Origin of the sequence: Enterobacter nematophilus (genome assembly GCF_026344075.1) — a bacterium.
In the GTDB taxonomy this organism is placed as follows: domain Bacteria; phylum Pseudomonadota; class Gammaproteobacteria; order Enterobacterales; family Enterobacteriaceae; genus Enterobacter; species Enterobacter nematophilus.
This window is the reverse complement of record NZ_JAPKNE010000001.1, coordinates 652655-675595: the sequence shown is the minus strand read 5'-3', so window position 1 is coordinate 675595 and position 22941 is coordinate 652655. Positions and strand designations below refer to the sequence as shown.

General features: G+C 53.6%; 27 protein-coding genes and 1 other annotated feature. Of the genes, 16 read left to right on the top strand and 11 right to left on the bottom strand.

Translation table 11 applies throughout. From position 1 onward, the window contains the following. Positions 1-121: 121 nt before the first annotated feature. Positions 122-946, bottom strand: a complete 825-nt coding sequence (gene nadE / locus OSH03_RS03175; RefSeq protein WP_266178631.1) for an ammonia-dependent NAD(+) synthetase — start codon at positions 944-946, stop codon at positions 122-124. Between the two features lie 232 nt (positions 947-1178). Here nadE and osmE point away from each other — a divergent pair, with 232 nt between their 5' ends. The 7 genes from osmE (at position 1179) to chbG (ending at position 7030) form a co-directional block, all read left to right on the top strand. After that, positions 1179-1523: an osmotically-inducible lipoprotein OsmE gene (gene osmE, locus OSH03_RS03170; protein WP_003857836.1), complete on the top strand. Its 345-nt coding sequence runs from the start codon at positions 1179-1181 to the stop codon at positions 1521-1523. Between the two features lie 281 nt (positions 1524-1804). Further along, entirely contained in the window at positions 1805-2122 is a 318-nt protein-coding gene (gene chbB, locus OSH03_RS03165) for a PTS N,N'-diacetylchitobiose transporter subunit IIB (protein WP_014883474.1), read from the top strand. 80 nt (positions 2123-2202) lie between these two features. After that, positions 2203-3561 (top strand): PTS N,N'-diacetylchitobiose transporter subunit IIC, encoded by a 1359-nt coding sequence (chbC, locus tag OSH03_RS03160; protein ID WP_028012799.1) that lies wholly within the window; start codon positions 2203-2205, stop codon positions 3559-3561. A 47-nt stretch (positions 3562-3608) separates the two neighbouring features. Then, on the top strand, positions 3609-3956 hold the full coding sequence (chbA, locus tag OSH03_RS03155) for a PTS N,N'-diacetylchitobiose transporter subunit IIA (RefSeq protein ID WP_266178250.1): 348 nt from the start codon (positions 3609-3611) through the stop codon (positions 3954-3956). Positions 3957-3961: 5 nt separating this feature from the next. Then, complete coding sequence (gene chbR / locus OSH03_RS03150; RefSeq protein WP_266178630.1) at positions 3962-4804, top strand: transcriptional regulator ChbR; 843 nt, start codon at positions 3962-3964, stop codon at positions 4802-4804. Positions 4805-4913: 109 nt separating this feature from the next. Then, on the top strand, positions 4914-6269 hold the full coding sequence (locus OSH03_RS03145) for a 6-phospho-beta-glucosidase (RefSeq protein ID WP_061098501.1): 1356 nt from the start codon (positions 4914-4916) through the stop codon (positions 6267-6269). An 11-nt stretch (positions 6270-6280) separates the two neighbouring features. Continuing rightward, positions 6281-7030, top strand: coding sequence for a chitin disaccharide deacetylase (gene chbG, locus OSH03_RS03140; RefSeq protein ID WP_151413216.1), 750 nt, complete (start codon positions 6281-6283; stop codon positions 7028-7030). Between the two features lie 130 nt (positions 7031-7160). On the opposite strand, the gene katE is transcribed toward chbG, so the two are convergent. Continuing rightward, a complete protein-coding gene (gene katE / locus OSH03_RS03135) occupies positions 7161-9410 on the bottom strand; it encodes a catalase HPII (RefSeq protein WP_266178249.1) in 2250 nt (749 codons plus the stop codon). 188 nt (positions 9411-9598) lie between these two features. On the opposite strand from katE, the gene cedA reads away from it, so the two are divergent. After that, positions 9599-9853, top strand: coding sequence for a cell division activator CedA (cedA, locus tag OSH03_RS03130; RefSeq protein ID WP_266178248.1), 255 nt, complete (start codon positions 9599-9601; stop codon positions 9851-9853). A 48-nt stretch (positions 9854-9901) separates the two neighbouring features. On the opposite strand, the gene tcyP is transcribed toward cedA, so the two are convergent. The 4 genes from tcyP to hxpB all read right to left on the bottom strand — a co-directional run bounded on the left by tcyP (position 9902) and on the right by hxpB (position 13671). Further along, positions 9902-11293: a cystine/sulfocysteine:cation symporter gene (gene tcyP / locus OSH03_RS03125; RefSeq protein WP_041910456.1), complete on the bottom strand. Its 1392-nt coding sequence runs from the start codon at positions 11291-11293 to the stop codon at positions 9902-9904. A 129-nt stretch (positions 11294-11422) separates the two neighbouring features. Then, positions 11423-12013 carry a metal-dependent hydrolase gene (locus OSH03_RS03120; RefSeq protein WP_032644865.1) on the bottom strand — a complete coding sequence of 197 codons (591 nt, stop codon included), beginning with the start codon at positions 12011-12013 and terminating at the stop codon, positions 11423-11425. A gap of 94 nt (positions 12014-12107) precedes the next feature. Further along, positions 12108-12869, bottom strand: coding sequence for a 2-dehydro-3-deoxy-D-gluconate 5-dehydrogenase KduD (gene kduD, locus OSH03_RS03115; protein ID WP_266178247.1), 762 nt, complete (start codon positions 12867-12869; stop codon positions 12108-12110). Positions 12870-12999: 130 nt separating this feature from the next. After that, positions 13000-13671, bottom strand: a complete 672-nt coding sequence (gene hxpB, locus OSH03_RS03110; protein ID WP_061098497.1) for a hexitol phosphatase HxpB — start codon at positions 13669-13671, stop codon at positions 13000-13002. 147 nt (positions 13672-13818) lie between these two features. Between hxpB and OSH03_RS03105 the strand changes: the two genes are divergently transcribed. Beyond that, a complete protein-coding gene (locus OSH03_RS03105; protein ID WP_045261585.1) occupies positions 13819-14355 on the top strand; it encodes a YniB family protein in 537 nt (178 codons plus the stop codon). Between the two features lie 36 nt (positions 14356-14391). On the opposite strand, the gene OSH03_RS03100 is transcribed toward OSH03_RS03105, so the two are convergent. The 3 genes from OSH03_RS03100 to pfkB form a co-directional block, all read right to left on the bottom strand. Then, positions 14392-15252 (bottom strand): fructosamine kinase family protein, encoded by an 861-nt coding sequence (locus tag OSH03_RS03100; protein WP_266178246.1) that lies wholly within the window; start codon positions 15250-15252, stop codon positions 14392-14394. A gap of 105 nt (positions 15253-15357) precedes the next feature. Continuing rightward, positions 15358-15648: a type V toxin-antitoxin system endoribonuclease antitoxin GhoS gene (gene ghoS / locus OSH03_RS03095; RefSeq protein WP_151413221.1), complete on the bottom strand. Its 291-nt coding sequence runs from the start codon at positions 15646-15648 to the stop codon at positions 15358-15360. A 102-nt stretch (positions 15649-15750) separates the two neighbouring features. Further along, on the bottom strand, positions 15751-16683 hold the full coding sequence (gene pfkB / locus OSH03_RS03090) for a 6-phosphofructokinase II (RefSeq protein ID WP_266178629.1): 933 nt from the start codon (positions 16681-16683) through the stop codon (positions 15751-15753). 296 nt (positions 16684-16979) lie between these two features. Here pfkB and OSH03_RS03085 point away from each other — a divergent pair, with 296 nt between their 5' ends. Beyond that, entirely contained in the window at positions 16980-17738 is a 759-nt protein-coding gene (locus OSH03_RS03085) for a DUF481 domain-containing protein (RefSeq protein WP_028012813.1), read from the top strand. A gap of 116 nt (positions 17739-17854) precedes the next feature. Here OSH03_RS03085 and yniD read toward each other — a convergent pair whose 3' ends face one another. Together yniD and yncL are read right to left on the bottom strand one after the other, a co-directional pair. Further along, positions 17855-17962, bottom strand: coding sequence for a small membrane protein YniD (yniD, locus tag OSH03_RS03080; RefSeq protein ID WP_088205299.1), 108 nt, complete (start codon positions 17960-17962; stop codon positions 17855-17857). A 97-nt stretch (positions 17963-18059) separates the two neighbouring features. Continuing rightward, positions 18060-18152, bottom strand: a complete 93-nt coding sequence (gene yncL, locus OSH03_RS03075; protein ID WP_071886547.1) for a stress response membrane protein YncL — start codon at positions 18150-18152, stop codon at positions 18060-18062. A gap of 322 nt (positions 18153-18474) precedes the next feature. Here yncL and thrS point away from each other — a divergent pair, with 322 nt between their 5' ends. The 6 genes from thrS to pheS all read left to right on the top strand — a co-directional run bounded on the left by thrS (position 18475) and on the right by pheS (position 22939). Next, complete coding sequence (gene thrS, locus OSH03_RS03070) at positions 18475-20403, top strand: threonine--tRNA ligase (RefSeq protein WP_028012814.1); 1929 nt, start codon at positions 18475-18477, stop codon at positions 20401-20403. A gap of 3 nt (positions 20404-20406) precedes the next feature. After that, positions 20407-20949, top strand: a complete 543-nt coding sequence (gene infC, locus OSH03_RS03065; protein ID WP_023616141.1) for a translation initiation factor IF-3 — start codon at positions 20407-20409, stop codon at positions 20947-20949. A 97-nt stretch (positions 20950-21046) separates the two neighbouring features. Further along, positions 21047-21244, top strand: a complete 198-nt coding sequence (gene rpmI / locus OSH03_RS03060) for a 50S ribosomal protein L35 (RefSeq protein ID WP_003030583.1) — start codon at positions 21047-21049, stop codon at positions 21242-21244. 50 nt (positions 21245-21294) lie between these two features. Then, complete coding sequence (gene rplT / locus OSH03_RS03055) at positions 21295-21651, top strand: 50S ribosomal protein L20 (RefSeq protein WP_000124850.1); 357 nt, start codon at positions 21295-21297, stop codon at positions 21649-21651. A gap of 117 nt (positions 21652-21768) precedes the next feature. Then, positions 21769-21893, top strand: a sequence feature (Phe leader region). After that, entirely contained in the window at positions 21774-21818 is a 45-nt protein-coding gene (gene pheM, locus OSH03_RS03050) for a pheST operon leader peptide PheM (RefSeq protein ID WP_001386830.1), read from the top strand. Its footprint overlaps the feature before it by 45 nt. A gap of 62 nt (positions 21894-21955) precedes the next feature. Next, the gene (gene pheS / locus OSH03_RS03045) at positions 21956-22939 is read left to right on the top strand and encodes a phenylalanine--tRNA ligase subunit alpha (protein ID WP_020884406.1); all 984 of its coding nucleotides are present in this window, start codon (positions 21956-21958) and stop codon (positions 22937-22939) included. The last annotated feature ends 2 nt before the right edge of the window (positions 22940-22941 follow it).

Below are 22941 nucleotides of genomic sequence, written 5' to 3'. Positions count from 1 at the left end.
TGTTCAGGTATACAGTGTAGCAGGTGTGCTGTGGTTAAAAAAGAGCCGGGTGGCGACTGCCCCTCACCCCCACAGGGGAGAGGGGATTGTCCACTGCTCGCATAAACTTGTGGAGATGCGTTTATTTCCAGAAATCGTCAAACACCGTAATTGGCGTGTGGCGCTTGTGCTCGGTTTTCAGGTACCAGCCCTCGATAATTTTCGCGGTACCTTCATCCAGCGTTTTGCCTTCCAGGTAATCATCAATGTTGTCATAGGTGACGCCAAGGGCCGCTTCATCCGGCAGGGAAGGGCGATCGTCTTCCAGATCCGCTGTTGGCGCTTTCTTGTACAGATGCTCAGGGCAGCCCAGCGCGGCGAGCAGCTGCTTGCCCTGACGCTTGTTGAGACGGAAAATCGGGTTGATGTCGGTACCGCCATCGCCGTATTTGGTGAAGAAACCGGTGATCGCTTCTGCCGCATGGTCGGTGCCTACCACAACGCCTTTGGTCATCCCGGCGATGCTGTACTGCGCTTTCATGCGCTCGCGCGCTTTCTCGTTGCCGCGCACAAAATCGCTTAGCTCAATGCCCGCTTCGCGCAGCGCCTGCTCGCTTGCCAGCACCGAGCCTTTGATATTGACGGTGAGCACGCGATCGGGCTGGATGAACGCGATGGCATCCTGGCAATCCTGTTCGTCCGCCTGAACCCCGTAAGGCAGACGCACGGCGATAAACTGCAGCGCGTCATCGCCCGTCTCTTCGCGAAGCTCTGAAATCGCCATCTGGCACAGTTTACCCGTCAGGGTAGAATCCTGACCGCCGCTGATGCCCAGCACCAGGGATTTCAGGAAAGCGTTCTTTTTTAAGTACGACTTTAAAAAATCCACGCTGCGGCGGATCTCTTCCTGTGCATCTATCGCAGGCTTAGCGCCCAGCGCCTGAATAATCTCTTGTTGCAGAGCCATCATGCCCTCCGTATGCAGAACATAAACAGAATGTGTTAACTGTTAAAACTAACCCTTTGGGCGGAAAACGACAAGGATCACAGTTTCGAGTGCGTTAATTTGCGGCGATTTAGCAGCTTATCGTTGTTTTATTAGAATTTTCCGAAATTCGTCTGGCGTAAATCACAAGGTTGAACAATAGTACTTTTTATCCCATGCTTAGATAACACGCTGATAAACAAGAGGACGGAATATGAACAAGAACGTAGCAGGAATTCTTAGCGCAGCGGCGGTACTGACGATGCTGGCAGGGTGTACGGCTTACGATCGCACCAAGGATCAGTTTACCCAGCCCGTGGTGAAAGACGTTAAAAAAGGGATGACCCGTTCGCAGGTGGCTGCGATCGCCGGTAAGCCTTCTTCTGAAGTGACCATGATTCACGCGCGCGGTACGTGTCAGACTTATATCCTGGGTCAACGTGATGGTAAGGCAGAAACCTACTTCGTCGCGCTGGATGATACCGGACATGTGATTAACTCCGGCTATCAGACCTGTGCTGAATACGACACCGATCCACAGGCACCTAAGGCGCAGTAACCCTGCTTGCCTGGAGATGTTAACAAACCGGCCTCTGGGCCGGTTTATTTATGCATACGTTAATCTTATTTCTTTGCGCGAATTATTTGCCTGAAATGTGAAGGTAGTCAACAAGCCAGGTCAATGAGAGACAATTTAGGTCTGTTCAGAATTATCTCCCCTCTGTACCATTGCGTATACTCACTCCAACGATAAACAACAGTACGCAAGCTACCTGTCTGCCGGGACAGCGAGTCGAGTGATAGCGCGACGGCAGGTAGTCATACAAGAGGGAAATTACGATGGAAAAGAAACATATCTACCTGTTCTGCTCAGCGGGCATGTCAACCTCGCTCCTGGTGTCAAAGATGCGCGCGCAGGCTGAAAAGTATGAAGTCCCCGTGGTGATTGAAGCGTTTCCGGAGACGCTGGCGGGCGAAAAAGGGCAGAAAGCCGATGTTGTGTTACTGGGGCCGCAAATTGCCTATATGTTGCCCGAAATTCAACGGCTGTTACCGAATAAACCGGTCGAAGTGATCGACTCGGGGCTGTACGGCAAGATCGATGGTTTAGGTGTACTTAAAGCTGCTGTGGCAGCAATTAAAAAAGCTGCTAATTAATTTTTATTTTTCCCGTCAAAGAGTTATTTCACAAACAATTACGCCGTAACATGCGTTACGGCATTTAAGGGTATTTTCCTATGAGTAAAGTCATCGCTTCACTTGAAAAGGTACTCCTTCCTTTTGCTGTTAAAATAGGAAAGCAGCCTCACGTTAATGCCATCAAAAACGGTTTTATTAAATTAATGCCGTTGACGCTGGCCGGGGCCATGTTCGTTTTAATAAACAACGTTTTTCTGAGCTTTGGTGAAGGTTCCTTCTTTTATTCATTAGGAATTCGGTTAGACGCTTCCACTATTGAAACCCTTAACGGTTTTAAAGCCATCGGCGGCAACGTATATAACGGTACGTTGGGTATTATGTCGCTGATGGCGCCTTTCTTTATCGGGATGGCGCTGGCTGAAGAGCGGAAAGTGGATCCGCTGGCCGCAGGGTTATTATCCGTTGCCGCGTTTATGACCGTCACCCCTTACAGCGTGGGGGAAGCCTACGCCGTTGGCGCTAACTGGCTGGGCGGAGCCAACATCATTTCCGGTATTGTTATCGGCCTGGTGGTGGCAGAAATGTTCACCTTTATTATTCGTCGCAACTGGGTCATCCGCCTGCCGGATAGCGTGCCGGCCTCCGTTTCTCGTTCATTTTCCGCGTTGATCCCGGGCTTCATTATTCTCTCCATCATGGGGATTATCGCCTGGGCGCTCTCTCACTGGGGCACTAACTTCCACCAGATCATCATGGACTCTATCTCTACGCCGCTGGCGTCGATGGGTGGCGTGGTCGGTTGGGCGTATGTGATTTTCACCTCTCTGCTGTGGTTCTTCGGCGTGCACGGTTCACTGGCACTGGCCGCGCTGGACAGCGGAATTATGACCCCGTGGGCACTGGAAAACGTTGCGCTTTACCAGCAGTATGGCTCCGTTGACGCGGCGCTGGCAGCAGGTAAAACCTTCCATGTGTGGGCGAAGCCGATGCTTGACTCCTATATCTTCCTGGGTGGTACCGGGGCGACCCTGGGTCTGATCATCGCGGTCTTTATTGTCTCTCGTCGCGCTGACTATCGTCAGGTGGCGAAACTGGCCCTGCCATCAGGCATCTTCCAGATTAACGAGCCGATTCTGTTTGGTCTGCCAATCATCATGAACCCGGTAATGTTTATCCCGTTCATCCTGGTGCAGCCGCTGCTGGCAGCGATCACCCTGACGGCCTATTACATGGGTATTATTCCACCGATCACCAACATTGCACCGTGGACCATGCCGGCAGGTCTGGGCGCGTTCTTTAACACCAACGGTAGCGTCGCGGCCTTCCTGCTGGCGATATTCAACCTCGGGATTGCCACTCTGCTGTACATGCCGTTCGTGGCGATTGCGAACAAAGCCGCCACCATCATTGATGAAGAAGAGAGCGAAGAGGAAATTGCCCTCTCACTGAAATTCTAAGATTGACCGGCGCGGGGAAGCCCGCGCCAGCCACAAGGAGCTTAAACATGTTAGATTTGGATAGTATCGTCGCAGACGAAGCCGCAGAGAACGATCTCGAAGAAGTGGTGATGGGCCTCATCATCAACTCCGGGCAGGCGCGCAGCCTGGCGTATGCCGCACTGAAGCAGGCAAAGCAGGGCGATTTTTCCGCCGCGAAAACCATGATGGAGCAGTCCCGCACGGCGCTGAACGAAGCGCACCTGGTGCAGACAAAGCTGATTGAAAGCGACCAGGGCGAAGGGAAGATGAAGGTCAGCCTGGTGCTGGTACACGCCCAGGATCACCTGATGACGTCCATGCTGGCGCGTGAGCTGGTGACGGAGTTGATTGAGCTTCACGAGAAAATGCACTAGGTCGGATTGAGCAGCAGGAGGTCAGCACGATGGAAATCAAAACCGCATTTGAACAGCAACTGTTTAATGGCAAAAATTTTCACGTGGTTATCTACAACAAGACGGAGAGCGCCAGCGGTCTGCACCAGCATGACTACTACGAGTTCACGATTGTTCTGACCGGCCGCTACTACCAGGAGATCAACGGTAAGCGCGTCCTGCTGGAGCGAGGGGATTTTGTCTTCCTGCCGATGGGGTCCTATCACCAGAGCTTTTACAAATTTGGCGCGACCCGCATTCTGAACGTGGGCGTCAGCAGACGCTTCTTTGAGAAGCACTATCTGCCGCTGGTGCCGTTCTGCTTTGTGGCATCTCAGGTTTATCGCGTGAAAAACGAGTTCATGACCTGGATTGAAACGGTCATCGCCTCGCTTAACTTCCGCGACAATGAATTTGATGAATTTATTGAAACGGTGACCTTCTACGTGATGAACCGGTTGCGGCATCATCGTGAAGAGCAGCAGGTGACGGATGATGTTCCACAGTGGCTGCGCAGCACCGTGGAACTGATGCACGATAAAGGCCAGTTCAGCGAAAATGCGCTGGAAAATATGGTATCCCTCTCGGGGAAATCCCAGGAATATCTGACCCGCGCGACGCAGCGTTATTATCGTAAAACGCCGGTGCAAATTATTAATGAAATTCGCATTAACTTTGCCAAAAAACAGCTGGAGATTACCAACTATTCTGTTACCGATATTGCGTATGAGTCAGGATACAGCAGTCCCAGCCTGTTTATTAAAACGTTTAAGAAATTGACCTCATTCACACCGAACAGCTACCGGAAGAATTTAACGGTAATTAATTAACTTTCGGCGGGTTACCCGCCATAAATATTGCTTTAATGGCTTGCCCAAATAGCGGGAAGAGTACGCTATACCTTGCAGGCGATTAACCTGATACGCTAAGGGAGATATTATGCAAAAGAAATTAAAAGTCGTAACCATTGGTGGCGGCAGCAGCTATACCCCGGAATTACTTGAAGGCTTTTTAAAACGCTATCACGAATTACCGGTCAGCGAATTATGGCTGGTGGACGTTGAGGAAGGTCAGGAGAAGCTGGATATTATTTTCGACCTGTGTAAGCGCATGGTTGAGAAAGCGGGCGTGCCTATGACCGTGCATAAATCCCTCGATCGTCGCCTGGCGCTGAAAGACGCGGATTTCGTCACCACCCAGCTGCGCGTCGGCCAACTGAAAGCGCGCGAACTGGACGAGCGTATTCCGCTGAGCCACGGCTATCTTGGGCAGGAGACCAACGGCGCGGGCGGCCTGTTCAAAGGACTGCGTACCATTCCGGTGATTTTCGACATCGTCAAGGATGTGCAAGAGATCTGCCCGAACGCGTGGGTGATTAACTTCACTAACCCGGCCGGAATGGTGACCGAGGCGGTTTATCGTCATACCAATTTCAAACGCTTTATCGGCGTCTGTAATATCCCGATCGGCATGAAGATGTTTATCCGCGACGTGCTGGAGCTGACCGACAGTGACGATCTCTCAATCGATCTGTTCGGCCTGAACCACATGGTGTTCATTAAAGACGTCATCGTGAACGGAAAATCGCGCTTTGCCGAACTGCTGGACGGCGTGGCTTCCGGTCGCCTGACCGCGGCCTCCGTGAAGAACATCTTTGACCTGCCGTTCAGCGAAGGGCTCATCCGCTCGCTGAATCTGCTGCCGTGCTCGTACCTGCTTTACTACTTCAAGCAGAAAGAGATGCTGGCTATCGAAATGGGCGAGTACTATAAGGGCGGCGCGCGTGCGCAGATCGTTCAGAAAGTTGAGAAGCAGCTGTTCGATTTGTATAAAGATCCGAACCTGGACGTCAAACCGAAAGCGCTGGAGCAGCGCGGCGGGGCCTATTACTCCGATGCGGCGTGTGAAGTGATCAACGCCATCTACAACGACAAGCAGGCGGAGCACTATGTTAACGTGCCGCATCATGGCCATATCGACAATATCCCGGCGGACTGGGCCGTCGAGATGACCTGCATTCTGGGACGCGAGGGGGCCAAACCGCATCCACGCATCACCCACTTTGATGACAAAGTCATGGGCCTGATCCACACCATTAAAGGCTTTGAAGTGGCAGCGAGCAACGCGGCGCTGAGCGGTGAGCTCAATGACGTGCTTCTGGCGCTGAACCTCAGCCCGCTGGTGCATTCTGACCGCGATGCGGAGCAGCTGGCCAGCGAGATGATCCTGGCGCATGAAAAATGGTTGCCGAACTTTGCCGCCACGATTGAGAAGCTGAAGTTCAAACAACACTGAGAGGACGCACAATGGAAAACCTGCTGATCGTTAATGCTGATGATTTTGGCCTCTCTAAAGGCCAGAACTACGGCATTATTGAAGCCTGTCGCCGCGGGGTAGTGACCTCTACAACGGCACTGGTGAACGGTGAAGCGGTTGAGCACGCGGCGCAGCTGAGCCGCGAGGTGCCAGAGCTGGGCGTCGGCATGCATTTTGTGCTGACGCTTGGGATTCCGCTTTCGCCCATGCCGGGCCTGACGCGTGACGGCCTGCTGGGCAAATGGATTTGGGAACTGGCGGAGCAGGACGCTCTGCCGCTCGAAGAAATTACCCGTGAGCTGGACTGCCAGTACAACCGCTTTGTTGATCTGTTTGGCAAGGCGCCGACGCATATTGACAGCCACCATCATGTGCACATGATCCCGGCGATTTTCCCGATCGTTGCGGCGTTTGCCCAACGCAAAGGCGTGGCGATGCGTGTGGATCGTGAAGTGCAGGGCGTGCCGGACTGTGCCGTGACAACAACTGAGGGGTTCAGCAGCGCCTTTTACGGCGACGAGATCGACGAAGCGCTGTTCCTGAAGGTGCTGGAGGATTCCGCCGCAAGGGGAGAGCGGTCTCTGGAGGTCATGGCGCATCCTGCTTTTGTCGATAACACCGTGCGTAAGAGCGCCTACTGCTGGCCTCGTCTGGCGGAACTGGACGTGCTGACGTCGGCGTCGCTGAAGTATGCGATTGCCGAGCGTGGGTATCGTCTGGGGACGTTTAGGGATCTTTGAGAAATTTCCCCTCACCCTAACCCTCTCCCCAAAGGGGCGAGGGAACTGGGCGGTGCTGTCCGTAATGTAAGCGCAGGTCTGCATTTCACCCTCTCCCTTTCAGGGAGAGGGCCGGGGTGAGGGTGTTTTTTTACGCCGGTATCTGGTCAATCTTACTGCTGCGCGACCAGACGCGGTGCGCGGCAAGCAAATCAAACAGCTTCGTCATAAACGCATCGTCAACGTTATCGCCCTCGACAATGCCGTCCTCGCCCTGCTCGGCAACCTTCAGCTGCGCCTTAAACTGACGCGCGTCGCCGGACAGCGCGATCGGTTTCAGGTGCTTATAGGCTTCCAGCAGATAATAGACGGCGTCACCGTTGTTCAGCAGGCTGGCAATATCCCCACACGGCACAATCACCGCATCGACGGTCAGCGACGGCGCGCCGGCAAATGTCGCCGCCACCGGCAGCACGGAGCCGTCATCGGCCGTCACTTCACCCATGCGGGAATAGAGCAGTTTCGCGTGCACGCCCTGGGTTTTCAGCGCCTGCATAATTCCCAGCACGTCGCTGGCGCGGGTTTTGTCGTTCAGCAGGATGGCAACCACGCGGCCTTTAATCGAGCCTCCCGGCACCGCATACAGGCTCAGCGACGGATCTTTCTTCACGCCGTTCACCTCTTTCGGTGGAGCAAGGTTGCGCTGTTCGTCCGTAAGCGTGATGCCCAGGTTATCCGCCACGCTCTGGGCAAGCAGAATATCAATATGCGCCAGCTGGTCGACCACGCGCTCGCGGATGTAGGTGCGCACCACTTTGCTCAGTTCGAAGCTAAAGCCGCCGATGATGTGCTGTTGCTCAATCGGCGTCTGGCTGTTCCAGAACAGGCGAGGGTGGGCGTAATACTCACCGAAAGAGGGGCTGCGCTCGCGAATTTTGTTGCCGTCGATACGCTCCTGATACGATTCGAATCCGCCGCGTTTTGGCCCCGGCGGGGTTTCTCGCGGCCAGTTGTCGTTGATGGAGTTCGGCTCATAGTTTGCCGGGTTGGTATCAATATCCTGACGGTGCATCCCGTCGCGCTGGAAGTTATGGTACGGACAGGTTGGGCGGTTAATCGGGATCTCGTGGAAGTTCGGCCCGCCAAGACGGCTAATCTGCGTATCGGTATACGAGAACAGGCGTCCCTGTAAGAGCGGATCGTTGGTGAAGTCCAGTCCGGGAACGATGTGGCCCGGGTGGAACGCGGCCTGCTCGTTTTCGGCAAAGAAATTATCCGGGTTGCGGTTGAGCACCATTTTCCCCACCAGCTGAACCGGCACCAGCTCCTCAGGAATGAGTTTTGTCGGGTCAAGCAGGTCGAAATCGAACTTAAATTCGTCCTCTTCCGGAATAAGCTGCAGGCCCAGCTCGTACTCCGGGAAGTCGCCTGCTTCAATGGATTCCCACAGTTCGCGGCGATGGAAGTCCGGGTCGCGTCCGGTGAGCTTCTGCGCTTCATCCCACACCAGCGAGGCTTTGCCCGCTACCGGCTTCCAGTGGAAGCGGACAAACGTAGCTTTTCCTTCCGCGTTGATCATGCGGAAGGTATGAATACCGAACCCTTCCATCGTGCGATAGCTGCGCGGGATCCCACGGTCAGACATTGCCCACATCACGTTGTGTAAGGTTTCAGGCTGTAGGGAGACATAGTCCCAGAAGGTATCGTGCGCACTTTGTCCCTGGGGTATGGCCCAGTGGGGCTCCGGTTTTACCGCATGGACAAAGTCAGGAAATTTATGCGCATCCTGAATGAAAAACACCGGGGTGTTATTGCCTACCAGATCGAAAATACCCTCTTCGGTATAAAACTTGGTGGCAAAGCCGCGGATATCACGCACCGTGTCTGCCGAGCCTGCGCCGCCCTGCACGGTGGAAAATCGCACAAACACCGGGGTAATTTTATCCGGGTCGGAGAGGAAATCCGCTTTGGTAATGTCTTTCAGGCTCTTATAGGGTTGGAAATACCCGTGCGCAGCCGAGCCGCGCGCGTGAACGATGCGTTCCGGTATGCGCTCGTGGTCAAAGTGGGTAATTTTTTCCCGCAGGATGAAATCTTCCAGCAGGGTCGGCCCACGCGCGCCTGCGCGAAGAGAGTTTTGATCGTCAGCAATCCGCACGCCCTGATTGGTGGTGAGCGCAAAACCTTCGCCGCCTTTACGGTGCGGCTCAAGCGATTTCAGCTTCTCGTTTCCGGTGTCCGGCGATTTCATGCTTCCCGGCGCGGTTGGTTGTTCGCCAGGGGCTGATGGGCCAGGCGAGGGGCGGTGAGAGCCGTCAGCAGGGGCGAGAGAGTCCATACCCGGTTGAGATTCTTCAGTGCCATGAATCGGTGATTGATGTGATTTATCTTTGTTCGACATTGCACGCTTCTCCTTTATCCATTGCTAAAAACCCTATTAAGGATAGAACAATGTCGTGAGATGGCTCGCTAACTAAGAGTTTTCACATGACGTTATTAACGAAAGGAGCCATCTCACCCACTCGGAGCGCGACGTAAGGCAGCAGGATCGGCTATCATAGAATTTTCCTGCTTCAAGAATTTGCTTTAGTGAACCAGTCGCTTATGAAACCTCTTCGTCAACAAAACCGCCAGGTTATTAGCTATGTGCCCCGCGTTGAGCCCGCGCCGCCTGACCATGCCCTGAAAGTGGATGGTTTTCGCGATGTCTGGCTGCTTCGCGGTAAATATGTGGCTTTTGTCCTGATGGGGGAACATTTCCGCCGGTCGCCGGCGTTTTCCGTGCCGGAGTCAGCCCAGCGATGGGCGACGCAAATCCGCCAGGATGAAGAGGTTGAAGAATAACAGCCATAAAAAAACCGCCATCAGGCGGTTTTTTTATTTCTATCGAGATTAACGGTGCGCCAGCTCGGCGTCGTCTTCACTTTCCAGAATGGCTTTGTCGGTCTGCTTCAGCCACTGGCTGGTCAGCGTACCGGCAGTCATGGAGCCGCTCACGTTCAGCGCGGTACGGCCCATGTCGATCAGCGGTTCAACGGAGATCAGCAGGGCGACCAGCGTCACGGGCAGGCCCAGCGCGGGCAGCACAATCAGCGCGGCGAAGGTTGCACCGCCGCCGACACCTGCAACGCCTGCGGAGCTGATGGTAACAATCCCGACCAGAGTGGCGATCCAGACCGGATCCAGCGGGTTGATGCCCACGGTCGGGGCAACCATCACCGCCAGCATCGCTGGGTAGAGCCCCGCACAGCCGTTCTGACCAATAGTGGCACCAAAGGAGGCAGAGAAGCTGGCGATAGATTCCGGCACGCCCAGGCGACGGGTCTGCGCTTCAACGTTCAGCGGAATAGACGCTGCGCTGGAACGGCTGGTGAAGGCAAAGGTCAGTACCGGCCATACTTTGCGGAAGTATTTCAGCGGGCTGACGCCGTTCACGCCCAGCAGGATACCGTGCACCACGAACATAATGCCCAGGCCCAGATAAGAGGCGACAACGAAGCTGCCCAGCTTAATGATGTCCTGCAGGTTAGAGCCGGCTACCACTTTGGTCATCAGCGCCAGAACGCCGTATGGCGTCAGCTGCATCACCAGACGGACCAGCTTCATCACCCAGCTTTGCAGGGTATCAATAGCGGTCAGCACGCGTTCGCCTTTCGGCGCATCGTCCTTCAGCAGCTTAAGCGCCGCCACGCCCAGGAACGCCGCGAAGATCACCACGCTGATGATAGAGGTTGGGCTTGCACCGGTCAGGTCAGCAAACGGGTTCTTCGGAATGAAGGAGAGCACCATCTGCGGAACCGTCAGGTCAGCCACTTTACCCACGTAGTTAGTTTGAATTGCGGTCAGACGCGCCGTTTCAGCGGTACCCTGAACCAGACCTTCGGCAGTCAGGCCAAACAGGTTGGTGACCAACACCCCCACCAGCGCGGCAATCAGCGTGGTAAACAGCAGCGTACCAATGGTCAGAAAGCTGATTTTACCCAGCTGGGTTGCGTTGTGCAGGCGGGCTACGGCGCTCAGAATAGAGGCGAACACCAGCGGCATAACGATCATCTGCAGCAGCTGGACGTAGCCGTTACCGACAATGTTGAACCACTGAATGGACTCTTTCAGTACCGGGCTATCGGAGCCGTAGACGGCGTGTAGGGCCAAACCAAACGCCACACCCATGACCAGACCGACCAGCACTTTTTTCGCCAGGCTCCACTGTTTGTGGCGCGCCTGCGCGAGAAGCAATAGCAATACGACGAACACGACTATGTTCGCGATGAGTGGAAAATTCATCCCCGTTCTCCTGATTTATTATGTGGGATCGGTTTTTCCCGATCCTGTTGGCGGAAGGTTAGCAGAAGTGTGATGTGGCGCTTATATCCAAATGGAATGGTTTATGACAAATGGAATGATTTTGTTGGTTTACTGTTCAATCTGGTGATGAATAAAACGATTGAACTGAAATTGCAGCGAATTGATCATCTGGGAAGACCAGCGGACTGCACTGTTTTCGGGCAGGGTTTGCGGCATCCAGACGGCGTAGGCGAACAGCGCCATGCACAGCACGCGCTCAAGCTGGTTCCCTTTCTGCGGCGCGAGGATCGGAAAACGGAAGCGCCAGCGGCAGGGCCACAGCAGCGGCACGCCCGCGGGCGTCAGCATATCGGCGAGAATATGGCTTAAATAACCCAGCACCATGCCCTGAATGGCATCGCCCGGCACTATCCAGCTTTCAGGGACTTTTAAATAGAAAAGCGTTAGCAGGCCAAATACGGCCAGCAGGCTGTGGGTAAACCCGCGGTGACCGAATGCGCGGGCGATGGGCTTCGACACCCACTTCAGGCGCTGTCCGAGGAAGGATTTCGGGTGGTCAATATCGGGCAGCAGGCAGGTTAATACCGCGGAAGGGACAATATGCCACCAGTCTCCCTGTGCAAGCACGGGAGTAAGTTCTGCGTTTTTGGCAAATACTGCGCACGCAATTGAAAAAAGCAGGTGGCCTTCCGCCGTCATGATAAAACCCACGAAACTGTCAATTTATACAGTATAGGGTTTTTATACAGTGGGCGAAAGAGGTGACGGTGTAACTGTTTGTCACAAACGCGCGTCAGCGCGCCAGCCAGCCGCCGTCGACGGCTAAGGTGTGACCATTCACGTAATCCGAGGCGGAGGAGGCTAAAAAGACGACCGGTCCCTGAAGGTCATCCGGTACTCCCCAGCGACCTGCCGGGATGCGGTCAAGGATCTCCGCATTACGCTGTTCGTCGGCGCGCAGCTGCTGCGTATTATTCGTCGCCATGTAGCCCGGCGCGATGGCATTCACGTTGATGCCGTGTACCGCCCACTCATTTGCCAGCAGGCGCGTGATCCCCAGTACCCCGCTTTTCGAGGCGGTATACGACGGCACGCGAATGCCGCCCTGGAACGAGAGCATAGAGGCAATATTGATAATTTTGCCGCCCTGGCCCTGGGCGATAAATTGTTTAGCGACCGCCTGTGAGAGGAAAAAGAGCGACTTGAGATTCAGGTTCATGACGTCATCCCAGTCTTTTTCGCTGAACGTCAGAGCCTCCTCCCGGCGAATCGTCCCGGCATTGTTCACCAGAATATCAATTCGTCCCATCTCCGACACGGCGGTGTCCACGACGTGCTGAAGGTTTTCCTGCTGGCTCAGATCGGCCCGAATAGCCACAAAACGTCTTCCCAGGCCGGTGACGGCGCTGGCCGTTTTCTCCGGATCTTTGCGATTTACCCCAACGATATCGCAACCTGCCTGCGCCAGCGCAATAGCCATGCCTTGCCCCAGCCCGGTATCGCACCCGGTGATGAGGGCCACTTTGCCTGAAAGAGTAAAGGTGTCCAGTATCATACGCGCCTCAGAAGACTGATTATCGTCGTGCTGACGTTAAAGATAGGAGGCAGAAATGAGAAAAGCAAACAAAAATGAAACGATGTTTTGTTTTTCATCAGGCAGCATGACGCTGCCTGTAAGAGGGGCGCTATTCGCCGCGCAGGTGTTGTACCGTCAGTTCAGCCAGCGAATTCAGCTTGACGTCGGCAAGAGCATACCGGGGATCGTGGCGGTTTTCTTCATCGGGAACCACAATGGAGCGCATACGCGCGGCTTTGGAGGCTACCATGCCGTTAACGGAATCTTCCAGCGCGACGCAGGTCAGCGGATCAAGACCCAGCTTCGCCGCGCAGTCCATATAGACCTGCGGATGCGGCTTGCTGTAGGGCAGCTTTTCCGCAGACGCCAGGGCGTCAAAACTGTCGCGCAGCTCAAACATGATCAGCACTTTTTCCAGCATATGCAGCGGTGAAGCAGAAGCCAGGCCAACCTTCAGCCCCTGAGACTTGCACAGCGCGACAGCCTCACGTACGCCCGGCAAGAGCGGCTTGTTCTCCTCCACCAGCGCGATGGCGCGGCTGATAATGCGCGAGGTGACTTCGTCGCGATCGGGCCCAACCCACGGCTGTTGGGCGTACCACAGGTCGACGACCATATCAATGCGCAGGCCCAGCGTGTCGGGAAGTTCATTACGGCGGCTGATATCAACGCCTAGGCTGGCCATCACGTCCAGCTCGGCGCGATCCCACAACGGCTCGGAATCAATCAGTAATCCATCCATGTCAAAAATAGCGGCAAGTATCTGGCGCGGTGTCGACATCACAACGTCTCCTTATCCAGGTGTTCGACAGACGATAAGTGCTAAGCACACTCTGCAATTTAGCATATTGCTTTTAAAGAGCGGGCGAAATTGATGACCAGCAGGTAGACTTAGGCTCAAATCACGCGTCTTTATGAAGAGGAACTGATGACGTATCAACAAGCTGGACGCATTGCTGTCTTAAAACGTATTGCAGGCTGGGTGATTTTTATTCCCGCCGTCATTTCTACGCTGATATCCGTGCTGAAGTTTATGTACGATCACAGCGAAAAACAGCCGGGCATTAATGCGGTAATGCTTGATTTTGCGCATGTCATGATTGAGATGGTGCGGTTTAACACCCCGTTCCTGAACGTCTTCTGGTTCAACTCGCCAACGCCGGATTTTCACCAGCAGCTGAATGTTGGGTTCTGGATTATCTATGCGCTGATTTTTATTGCGATGGCGCTGCAGGCATCGGGCGCACGCATGAGCCGCCAGACACGTTTTTTACGCGAAGGGGTGGAAGATCAGCTTATCCTTGAGAAGGCGAAAGGCCCTGAAGGAATGAGCCGGGAGCAGATTGAATCCCGCATTGTGGTGCCTCGTCACACCATTTTTCTGCAAATTTTCCCGCTCTATATCCTGCCGGTTATCATCATCGTGGCGGGATATTTCTTCTTCTCACTGCTCGGTTTTCTGTAACGAATAAGGGTGGCGGCAAGGCCACCCGCTTTGTCTTTAAGCCGCAAGCACGCGTTCAAGCGCGCGCTGGGCGTTGACCAGATGTTGCCCGCCAAAAAGAATGGCTCGGTTCATCAGCGTATAGAGCTGGTACACGGGCTGGCGCTCAAGGAAGTCCGGCGGCAGGGGGGAGACAGACTGATAGCCATCGTATATTTGCGGCGGTTGTTCGGGATGCAGGGGCAACATGGCCAGATCGCACTCTCTGTCGCCCCAGTAGCAGGCCGGGTCGAAGATATACGGGCCGTTGGGGCCCAGCGCGCAGTTATCGGACCATAAATCGCCGTGCAGTAAGGACGCCTGAGGCTGGTGGGAGGCCAGGCGCTGCTGCACATGCTCGACGATGGCGTCAATGTTGCCAAATTCCAGCCCTTTCTCGGCGGCCAGCTCAAGCTGCCATCCGATGCGCTGTTCGGCAAAGAACGTCGACCAGCGGCGCTGCCAGGCATTGGGCTGCGGCGTGGTGGAAAGGTCGTTGTCAAAGTCGAGACCAAACTGGGGCTGGTCGCTCCACTGGTGCAGGCGCGCTAGCTGTTGCCCGAGAATAAAGGCATTATGGGCGTCCAACGGGCGGGCAGGGAGATAGTCCATCACCAGAAAGCTGTAGTCCCGGTCACTGCCCACGGCCAGCACCTCAGGTACCGTCACCGTTTTGCTGCGGGACAACAGTTCAAGCTGATCGGCTTCAGCGGTAAAGATCGGGAGCAGCTCTCGCTCGTCGCATTTAACGAACAGATCGCGTCCTGCGTAGCGTACATGCCACGCGGCGTGAATTTCCCCGCCCGGCAGCTCGTTACGCAGTTCAATTTCACCTTCACCCATTTGCTCATGTAAAAGATGACTGATAGCCTGCCACATGTTGACTCTCCCATGTTGTCTGCCAGATCATAAAGTTAGCGCATAACTGCGGTAAAAAAATACGAACTAACGCACACCTGAGCGGTTTAATTTCATGCAGGGCACTTATTGTTCTTTTTTCTGCCAGCGTTCCCACGTCTCTACGGTGATGTCGGCAGGCTTGTCGGTCACGCTTTCCACCAGACTGGCGGCCAGCGCATGCACTTCTTCTTCACTCAGGGCTGCGATCAGGCCAAACGCCAGGGTGCCTAAATCATGAATATGACCTTCGTCATCCGTTAGCGTGAGCAGGAAGTTCGCCCGTGTAAAGGCGTTGTTGAGCTCATTAAGCTCGGTCAGCGATGCTTCATGAAGGCCGATGGTCACGACGTAGCGGGTGATATCACCACTGCTCATAATTCACCTCGTTGTTATCCTGAAAGTTTTTTTAGCATAGTCGATACGCCATATTTGGCGACTTCGACGTGTATCCCCCTCCGTCAGGAGGGGGGATATCGGTTAGCTTCGTGACAGGTAATCGACGATTTTCTGCGTATCGGCAAGCGAACACAGGCGCGTTCCCTGATTGATGGTGGCGGCACTCCCCGCCGCGACGCCGTAGCGCGTCATCTCCAGAAGTGAGGCGCCCTGCGCCAGCTTCAGCGCCATCGCGCCGACCATACTGTCGCCTGCGCCGACGGTGCTCTGGCTCTTCATTGGGGGCGGCACAACCTGCACAAAGCCCGTCTTGTCGACGGCCAGCGCACCCTGAGGACCCAGAGAAACGACAACGCGGTGCGCTTTCCCGCTGCGAACCAGTTCTTCTGCGGCAGTACGCACGTCATCCGGCTGGCTAAGTTCGCGATTAAGAAGCGCGCTCAGCTCTTTCTGGTTAGGCTTAACGAGCTCAAGCTGTCCGGGTTCTAATGCCGCCTGCAGGGCTTCGCCTGAACTGTCGACAATGCAGCGGATGCCGCGCTGAAGTACGGCATCAACCAGCGCTGTCAGCTTTTCTGTTTTGACGCCCGGCGGCAGGCTACCGCTGATGACCAGCAGCGAGCCGCTTTCAATGGTCAGCACCTTCTCTTCCAGTTGACGAAACTCATCATCGCTCAGCCTGGCGCCCGGCATAACGAAACGATACTGTTCACCGCTGGACTCAACGTGGACATGCAGGTTCTGCCGGGTCCAGTCTTTGGCGTCTACAGTATCCACGGCAACCTGTTCATCGGCCAGCAGGGCGACAAGATGTTCCCCCGTGGCGCCACCGGCCGGGAAAATGGCGGTCGCTTTACCGCCGAGGTGGGTAATCGCGCGCGCAACGTTAATCCCGCCACCGCCCGGCTCAAACACGGGTGCGCTACAGCGTAGTTTACCTTCGGGGTAAATTTGCGGCGTTATGGTCGCGGAGTCGAGGGAAGGGGAGAGCGTCAGCGTATAAATAGAAGCCATCATAACCTCCTTTTAGCATGGGTTCTTTTAAGCCTGGCACCGATCGGCAGGAAGGCAATGTAAATAACAGTATGATTTTAAAAATGAATGCTGACATAAATGCGATGAGAGATATATAAAATAAAACGCGTTTTGAGATCGTTCTTATTCAAAAAATGAAATAAGAAAATATTGCTATGTTATTTGCGCCTTTTTATAATTTGTTACCTTTCTCTGGACGCCTTGTCATTGATCCTCAAGAAAGTTTCCGAGACCGTGGTGGTCTCTTTTTTTGTTGTACGGACTCCTTAAATAAAATGAAGCTTTTGAAGACAGTACCCGCAGCACTGATGCTGGCGGGTGGCGTTTTTGCATCACTGAATGCAGCCGCCGATGACACCGTTTTTACTGTCATGGACGATCCCTCCACTGCCAAAAAACCGTTTGAAGGTAACCTGAACGCCGGGTATCTCGCGCAATCGGGTAACACGAAAAGCTCTTCTCTGACGGCGGACAGCACCCTGACCTGGTACGGCAATACCACTGCATGGTCGCTGTGGGGAAATGCCAGCAACACGTCCGCTAACGATGAACGCTCATCCGAGAAATACGCGGTAGGTGGACGTAGCCGTTACAACATGACCGACTATGACTACATCTTTGGTCAGGCAAGTTGGTTAACCGACCGCTTCAACGGCTATCGCCAGCGCGATGTATTCACCGCCGGTTATGGTCGTCAGTTCCTGAATGGTCCGGTACACAGCCTCCGTTTCGAATTCGGTCCTGGTGTCCGCTATGACGAGTACACCAATGGCGAAAATGAAACCCAGCCGCTGGGCTATGCTTCCGGCACGTATGCCTGGCAGATGACCGACAACACTAAATTTACGCAGGGTGTTTCTGTGTTTGGTGCCGAGGATACGACGCTGAACTCCGAAAGCGCGTTGAACGTGGCTATCAATGAACACTTCGGTTTGAAATTGGCCTACAACGTGACCTGGAACTCTTCACCGCCAGAAACGGCACCGGATCATACCGATCGCAGAACCACGATTTCGCTGGGCTATAAAATGTAATCATAGCGGGCCGATGTTAGTGTCGGCCCGTTTTCATTATTATGGTTAACCCGCGCCAATAAATTCTCATCACGCGCAACGGCATTAATTTTTATTTGGACTGCTAATATGTGTACTTAGCCCCAAATCATTGCCGCCCACCGAAATAACAGCATTGCGCCGCAGATGGCAACCAGCACCAGCACCATTTTCCAGTGTTTTACGGCAAATCGTTTTGTTGGCATAACCTAATCCTTGTTCGTTGATACGCATAGTCTATCAAACGGGGCCAAAAGATGCGCCTTCCCGGGATCGATCGGGTTATGCCAACGAGGGTTCGGCTCAGAACCAGTGGAATCGTTCGGCGAGGATCAACAATAAACCTGTTGCGGAAAGGACGTTTAAAATCACAACCGTTCTACTGGATACATTCATGGTATGCACCTGTTGATATAAAAGGCATGTTCAAGAGTAGCCCAGCATGTCTGAAATGCGAGCGCCGGAGAGATGCAATCTGCAAATTCACGCTAAGTGCCAGCCCATCAATCTGGCTGCAGAGGGTGCAATCTCCTTGCTGATAGTGTTAACATTACGTCGCTTGCCGTAAATCCGCATTAATCTGAATTCGGCAGGTGCATGATGACGAACCAATTTGACGATTGTTGGTCAGATGGTGTCGTAATCTATTGTCAAATCACGATTATTTTCTTTGTATATGCTCTTATGTGTGGGGCATCACTGCAAATAAGGATATAAAATGCCTGTAATTACTCTTCCTGATGGCAGCCAACGCCATTTCGACCACGCTGTTAGCCCTATGGATGTCGCCCTGGACATCGGTCCTGGCCTCGCGAAAGCGACCATCGCCGGCCGTGTTAACGGTGAGCTGGTTGATGCGTCCGATCTGATTGAAAACGATGCGACGCTTGCGATCATCACCGCGAAAGACGAAGAAGGTCTGGAGATCATTCGTCACTCCTGCGCGCACCTGTTGGGTCATGCTATCAAGCAGCTGTGGCCAAACACCAAAATGGCGATCGGTCCGGTTATCGACAACGGTTTCTACTACGACGTTGATCTTGACCACACCCTGACCCAGGAAGATATCGACGCGCTCGAAAAACGTATGCACGAGCTCGCCGAAACCAACTATGACGTCATCAAGAAGAAAGTCAGCTGGCACGAAGCGCGTGAAACCTTCGTCAAGCGTGGCGAGAGCTATAAAGTCTCTATTCTCGATGAAAACATTGCTCATGATGACAAGCCTGGCTTGTATCATCACGAAGAATACGTCGACATGTGCCGTGGACCGCACGTGCCGAACATGCGCTTCTGTCATCATTTCAAACTGATGAAGATCGCCGGCGCCTACTGGCGTGGCGACAGCAACAACAAGATGTTGCAGCGTATCTATGGTACCGCGTGGGCGGATAAGAAAGCCCTGAACGCGTACCTGCAGCGCCTGGAAGAGGCCGCGAAGCGTGACCACCGTAAAATCGGTAAGCAGCTCGACCTGTACCACATGCAGGAAGAAGCGCCGGGTATGGTGTTCTGGCATAACGATGGCTGGACTATCTTCCGTGAACTGGAAACGTTCGTACGTTCCAAGCTGAAAGAGTACCAGTATCAGGAAGTGAAAGGCCCGTTCATGATGGACCGTGTGCTGTGGGAAAAAACCGGCCACTGGGACAACTATAAAGATGCGATGTTCACCACCTCGTCTGAGAACCGTGAATACTGCATTAAGCCAATGAACTGCCCGGGCCACGTTCAGATCTTCAACCAGGGTCTGAAATCCTACCGCGACCTGCCGCTGCGTATGGCGGAGTTCGGTAGCTGCCACCGTAACGAGCCATCAGGTGCGCTGCACGGTCTGATGCGCGTTCGTGGCTTTACTCAGGATGATGCGCATATCTTCTGTACTGAAGATCAGGTTCGTGACGAAGTTAACGCCTGTATTCGTATGGTCTACGATATGTACAGCACCTTTGGCTTCGAGAAGATCGTAGTCAAACTCTCAACGCGTCCGGAAAAACGTATCGGTAGCGATGAGACCTGGGATCGCGCAGAAGCGGATCTCGCCGTAGCGCTGGAAGAGAACGGTATTCCGTTCGAATACCAGCTGGGTGAGGGCGCCTTCTACGGTCCGAAAATTGAATTTACCCTGTATGACTGCCTCGATCGCGCATGGCAGTGCGGTACTGTACAGCTGGACTTCTCCCTGCCGCAGCGTTTAAGCGCCTCTTATGTTGGCGAAGACAACGAGCGTCAGGTGCCGGTCATGATTCACCGTGCCATTCTCGGTTCTCTGGAGCGCTTCATTGGCATCCTGACCGAAGAGTTCGCGGGCTTCTTCCCAACCTGGCTTGCGCCGGTGCAGGTCGTGGTGATGAACATTACCGATTCTCAGGCGGATTACGTTAAAGAATTGACGCAGAAACTACAAAATGCGGGCATTCGCGTAAAAGCAGACTTGAGAAATGAGAAGATTGGCTTTAAAATCCGCGAGCACACTTTACGTCGTGTCCCGTATATGTTGGTCTGTGGTGATAAAGAGGTGGAAGCAGGCAAAGTTGCCGTTCGCACCCGCCGTGGTAAAGACCTGGGCAGCCTGGACGTAAGTGAAGTGATTGAGAAGCTGCAACAAGAGATTCGCAGCCGCAGTCTTCAACAACTGGAGGAATAAGGTATTAAAGGCGGAAAACGAGTTCAAACGGCACGTCCGAATCGTATCAATGGCGAGATTCGCGCCCAGGAAGTTCGCTTAACAGGTCTGGAAGGCGAGCAGCTGGGGATTGTGAGTCTGAGAGAAGCGATCGAAAAGGCTGAAGAAGCTGGAGTAGATTTAGTTGAAATCAGCCCTAACGCCGAACCGCCAGTTTGTCGTATCATGGACTACGGCAAGTTCCTTTATGAAAAGAGTAAGTCTTCTAAGGAACAGAAGAAGAAGCAAAAAGTTATCCAGGTTAAGGAAATCAAATTCCGTCCTGGTACCGACGATGGCGATTATCAGGTAAAACTCCGCAGCCTGATTCGCTTTCTGGAAGATGGCGATAAGGCCAAGATCACGCTGCGTTTCCGCGGTCGTGAGATGGCCCACCAACAGATTGGTATGGAAGTGCTTAACCGCGTCCGTGACGATCTGAGTGAACTGGCAGTAGTCGAATCCTTCCCTACGAAGATCGAAGGCCGCCAGATGATCATGGTGCTCGCTCCTAAGAAGAAACAGTAAGGCCTTCAAGCAGCAAAATCTGTGGAGCCTTCGGGTTTCATAGGTTTTGTTCGCCTATGTTTCGTTTATTTAACAATGCGAAGTGGAAGTTATTAAGATGCCAAAAATTAAGACCGTACGCGGTGCTGCTAAGCGCTTCAAAAAAACCGGTGGTGGTGGATTTAAGCGTAAGCACGCAAACCTGCGTCATATTCTGACCAAAAAATCTACTAAGCGTAAACGTCACCTGCGTCCAAAAGGCCTTGTTTCTAAAGGCGATCTGGGTCTGGTTATCGCGTGCCTGCCGTACGCATAAGCCGTTAACGTTTAATTTTTTACTAAGAATATAGATACAGGAGAGCACATATGGCTCGCGTAAAACGTGGTGTAATTGCACGTGCACGTCACAAGAAAATTTTGAAACAAGCTAAAGGCTACTACGGTGCGCGTTCACGCGTATACCGCGTTGCCTTCCAGGCTGTTATCAAAGCTGGTCAGTACGCTTACCGTGACCGTCGTCAGCGTAAGCGTCAGTTCCGTCAACTGTGGATTGCGCGTATCAACGCAGCAGCACGTCAGAACGGTATTTCTTACAGCAAATTCATCAACGGCCTGAAAAAAGCCTCTGTTGAAATCGACCGTAAGATCCTGGCTGACATCGCAGTATTCGACAAAGTAGCGTTCACCGCTCTGGTCGAAAAAGCGAAAGCAGCACTGGCATAAGCCAGTTGAGAGAGGGAGCTTTGCTCCCTCTTTTGTTTTAACGTCATCAGAACATTGACTTTTACCCGTGCAGGCTTTTCAATAAGGTCTTAACGGTTTTTACCAGACAAGGTAACGCAAGCATGAATGCTGCTATTTTCCGCTTCTTCTTTTACTTTAGCACCTGACTCCAGGAGGCTAGCGCGTGAAAGATGAAACGAAAAACAGCGCCAGATAAGCCTCCCGATGGAGGCTTTTTTTGTGCCTGAATTTGAGAGAATAACTCCACCAAATCGGTGTCTGCACCGACATAATGAGGAAAATCATGTCACATCTCGCAGAGCTGGTTGCCAGTGCAACAGCCGCCATTAATCAGGCCTCAGATGTTGCCGCGTTAGACAATGTCCGCGTCGAATATCTTGGGAAGAAAGGGCACCTGACCCTTCAAATGACAACCCTGCGTGAACTGCCGCCAGAAGAACGCCCGGCAGCGGGTGCGGTGATTAACGAAGCCAAAGAGCAGGTTCAGCAGGCGCTGAACGCACGTAAGGCCGAGCTGGAGAGCGCGGTACTGAATGCGCGTCTGGCGGCAGAAACCATCGACGTTTCTCTGCCGGGTCGCCGTATCGAAAACGGCGGTCTGCATCCGGTTACCCGTACTATCGATCGTATTGAAAGTTTCTTCGGTGAGCTCGGCTTTACCGTGGCGACTGGCCCGGAAATCGAAGATGATTACCACAACTTCGACGCCCTGAACATTCCAGGCCATCATCCGGCACGCGCTGACCACGACACTTTCTGGTTTGACGCGACGCGTCTGCTGCGTACCCAGACCTCTGGCGTTCAGATCCGTACCATGAAGGAACAGGAACCGCCAATCCGCATCATCGCGCCGGGCCGCGTCTATCGTAACGACTACGATCAGACCCACACCCCAATGTTCCACCAGATGGAAGGGCTGATTGTTGATAAAAACATCAGCTTCACCAACCTGAAGGGCACGCTGCACGATTTCCTGAACAACTTCTTTGAGGAAGATTTGCAGGTTCGTTTCCGCCCGTCCTACTTCCCGTTCACTGAACCGTCTGCGGAAGTTGACGTGATGGGTAAAAACGGCAAATGGCTGGAAGTGCTGGGCTGCGGCATGGTGCATCCAAACGTACTGCGCAACGTGGGTATCGATCCGGAAGTTTACTCCGGCTTTGCGTTCGGCATGGGCATGGAGCGTCTGACCATGCTGCGCTACGGCGTGACCGACTTACGTGCATTCTTCGAAAACGATCTGCGTTTCCTCAAACAGTTTAAATAAGG

What these genes read in the sequence shown, in the direction of transcription:
- osmE (WP_003857836.1), top strand. Translation starts at nt 1,179, where the DNA reads ATGAACAAGAACGTAGCAGGAATTCTTAGCGCAGCGGCGGTACTGACG.
- ghoS (WP_151413221.1), bottom strand. Translation starts at nt 15,648, where the DNA reads ATGAGCAGTGGTGATATCACCCGCTACGTCGTGACCATCGGCCTTCAT.
- OSH03_RS03120 (WP_032644865.1), bottom strand. Translation starts at nt 12,013, where the DNA reads ATGACGGCGGAAGGCCACCTGCTTTTTTCAATTGCGTGCGCAGTATTT.
- chbA (WP_266178250.1), top strand. Translation starts at nt 3,609, where the DNA reads ATGTTAGATTTGGATAGTATCGTCGCAGACGAAGCCGCAGAGAACGAT.
- thrS (WP_028012814.1), top strand. Translation starts at nt 18,475, where the DNA reads ATGCCTGTAATTACTCTTCCTGATGGCAGCCAACGCCATTTCGACCAC.
- pheS (WP_020884406.1), top strand. Translation starts at nt 21,956, where the DNA reads ATGTCACATCTCGCAGAGCTGGTTGCCAGTGCAACAGCCGCCATTAAT.
- rplT (WP_000124850.1), top strand. Translation starts at nt 21,295, where the DNA reads ATGGCTCGCGTAAAACGTGGTGTAATTGCACGTGCACGTCACAAGAAA.
- pfkB (WP_266178629.1), bottom strand. Translation starts at nt 16,683, where the DNA reads ATGGCTTCTATTTATACGCTGACGCTCTCCCCTTCCCTCGACTCCGCG.
- tcyP (WP_041910456.1), bottom strand. Translation starts at nt 11,293, where the DNA reads ATGAATTTTCCACTCATCGCGAACATAGTCGTGTTCGTCGTATTGCTA.
- OSH03_RS03105 (WP_045261585.1), top strand. Translation starts at nt 13,819, where the DNA reads ATGACGTATCAACAAGCTGGACGCATTGCTGTCTTAAAACGTATTGCA.
- chbB (WP_014883474.1), top strand. Translation starts at nt 1,805, where the DNA reads ATGGAAAAGAAACATATCTACCTGTTCTGCTCAGCGGGCATGTCAACC.
- nadE (WP_266178631.1), bottom strand. Translation starts at nt 946, where the DNA reads ATGGCTCTGCAACAAGAGATTATTCAGGCGCTGGGCGCTAAGCCTGCG.
- OSH03_RS03100 (WP_266178246.1), bottom strand. Translation starts at nt 15,252, where the DNA reads ATGTGGCAGGCTATCAGTCATCTTTTACATGAGCAAATGGGTGAAGGT.
- katE (WP_266178249.1), bottom strand. Translation starts at nt 9,410, where the DNA reads ATGTCGAACAAAGATAAATCACATCAATCACCGATTCATGGCACTGAA.
- kduD (WP_266178247.1), bottom strand. Translation starts at nt 12,869, where the DNA reads ATGATACTGGACACCTTTACTCTTTCAGGCAAAGTGGCCCTCATCACC.
- hxpB (WP_061098497.1), bottom strand. Translation starts at nt 13,671, where the DNA reads ATGTCGACACCGCGCCAGATACTTGCCGCTATTTTTGACATGGATGGA.
- chbC (WP_028012799.1), top strand. Translation starts at nt 2,203, where the DNA reads ATGAGTAAAGTCATCGCTTCACTTGAAAAGGTACTCCTTCCTTTTGCT.
- OSH03_RS03145 (WP_061098501.1), top strand. Translation starts at nt 4,914, where the DNA reads ATGCAAAAGAAATTAAAAGTCGTAACCATTGGTGGCGGCAGCAGCTAT.
- chbG (WP_151413216.1), top strand. Translation starts at nt 6,281, where the DNA reads ATGGAAAACCTGCTGATCGTTAATGCTGATGATTTTGGCCTCTCTAAA.
- yniD (WP_088205299.1), bottom strand. Translation starts at nt 17,962, where the DNA reads ATGCCAACAAAACGATTTGCCGTAAAACACTGGAAAATGGTGCTGGTG.
- yncL (WP_071886547.1), bottom strand. Translation starts at nt 18,152, where the DNA reads ATGAATGTATCCAGTAGAACGGTTGTGATTTTAAACGTCCTTTCCGCA.
- OSH03_RS03085 (WP_028012813.1), top strand. Translation starts at nt 16,980, where the DNA reads ATGAAGCTTTTGAAGACAGTACCCGCAGCACTGATGCTGGCGGGTGGC.
- rpmI (WP_003030583.1), top strand. Translation starts at nt 21,047, where the DNA reads ATGCCAAAAATTAAGACCGTACGCGGTGCTGCTAAGCGCTTCAAAAAA.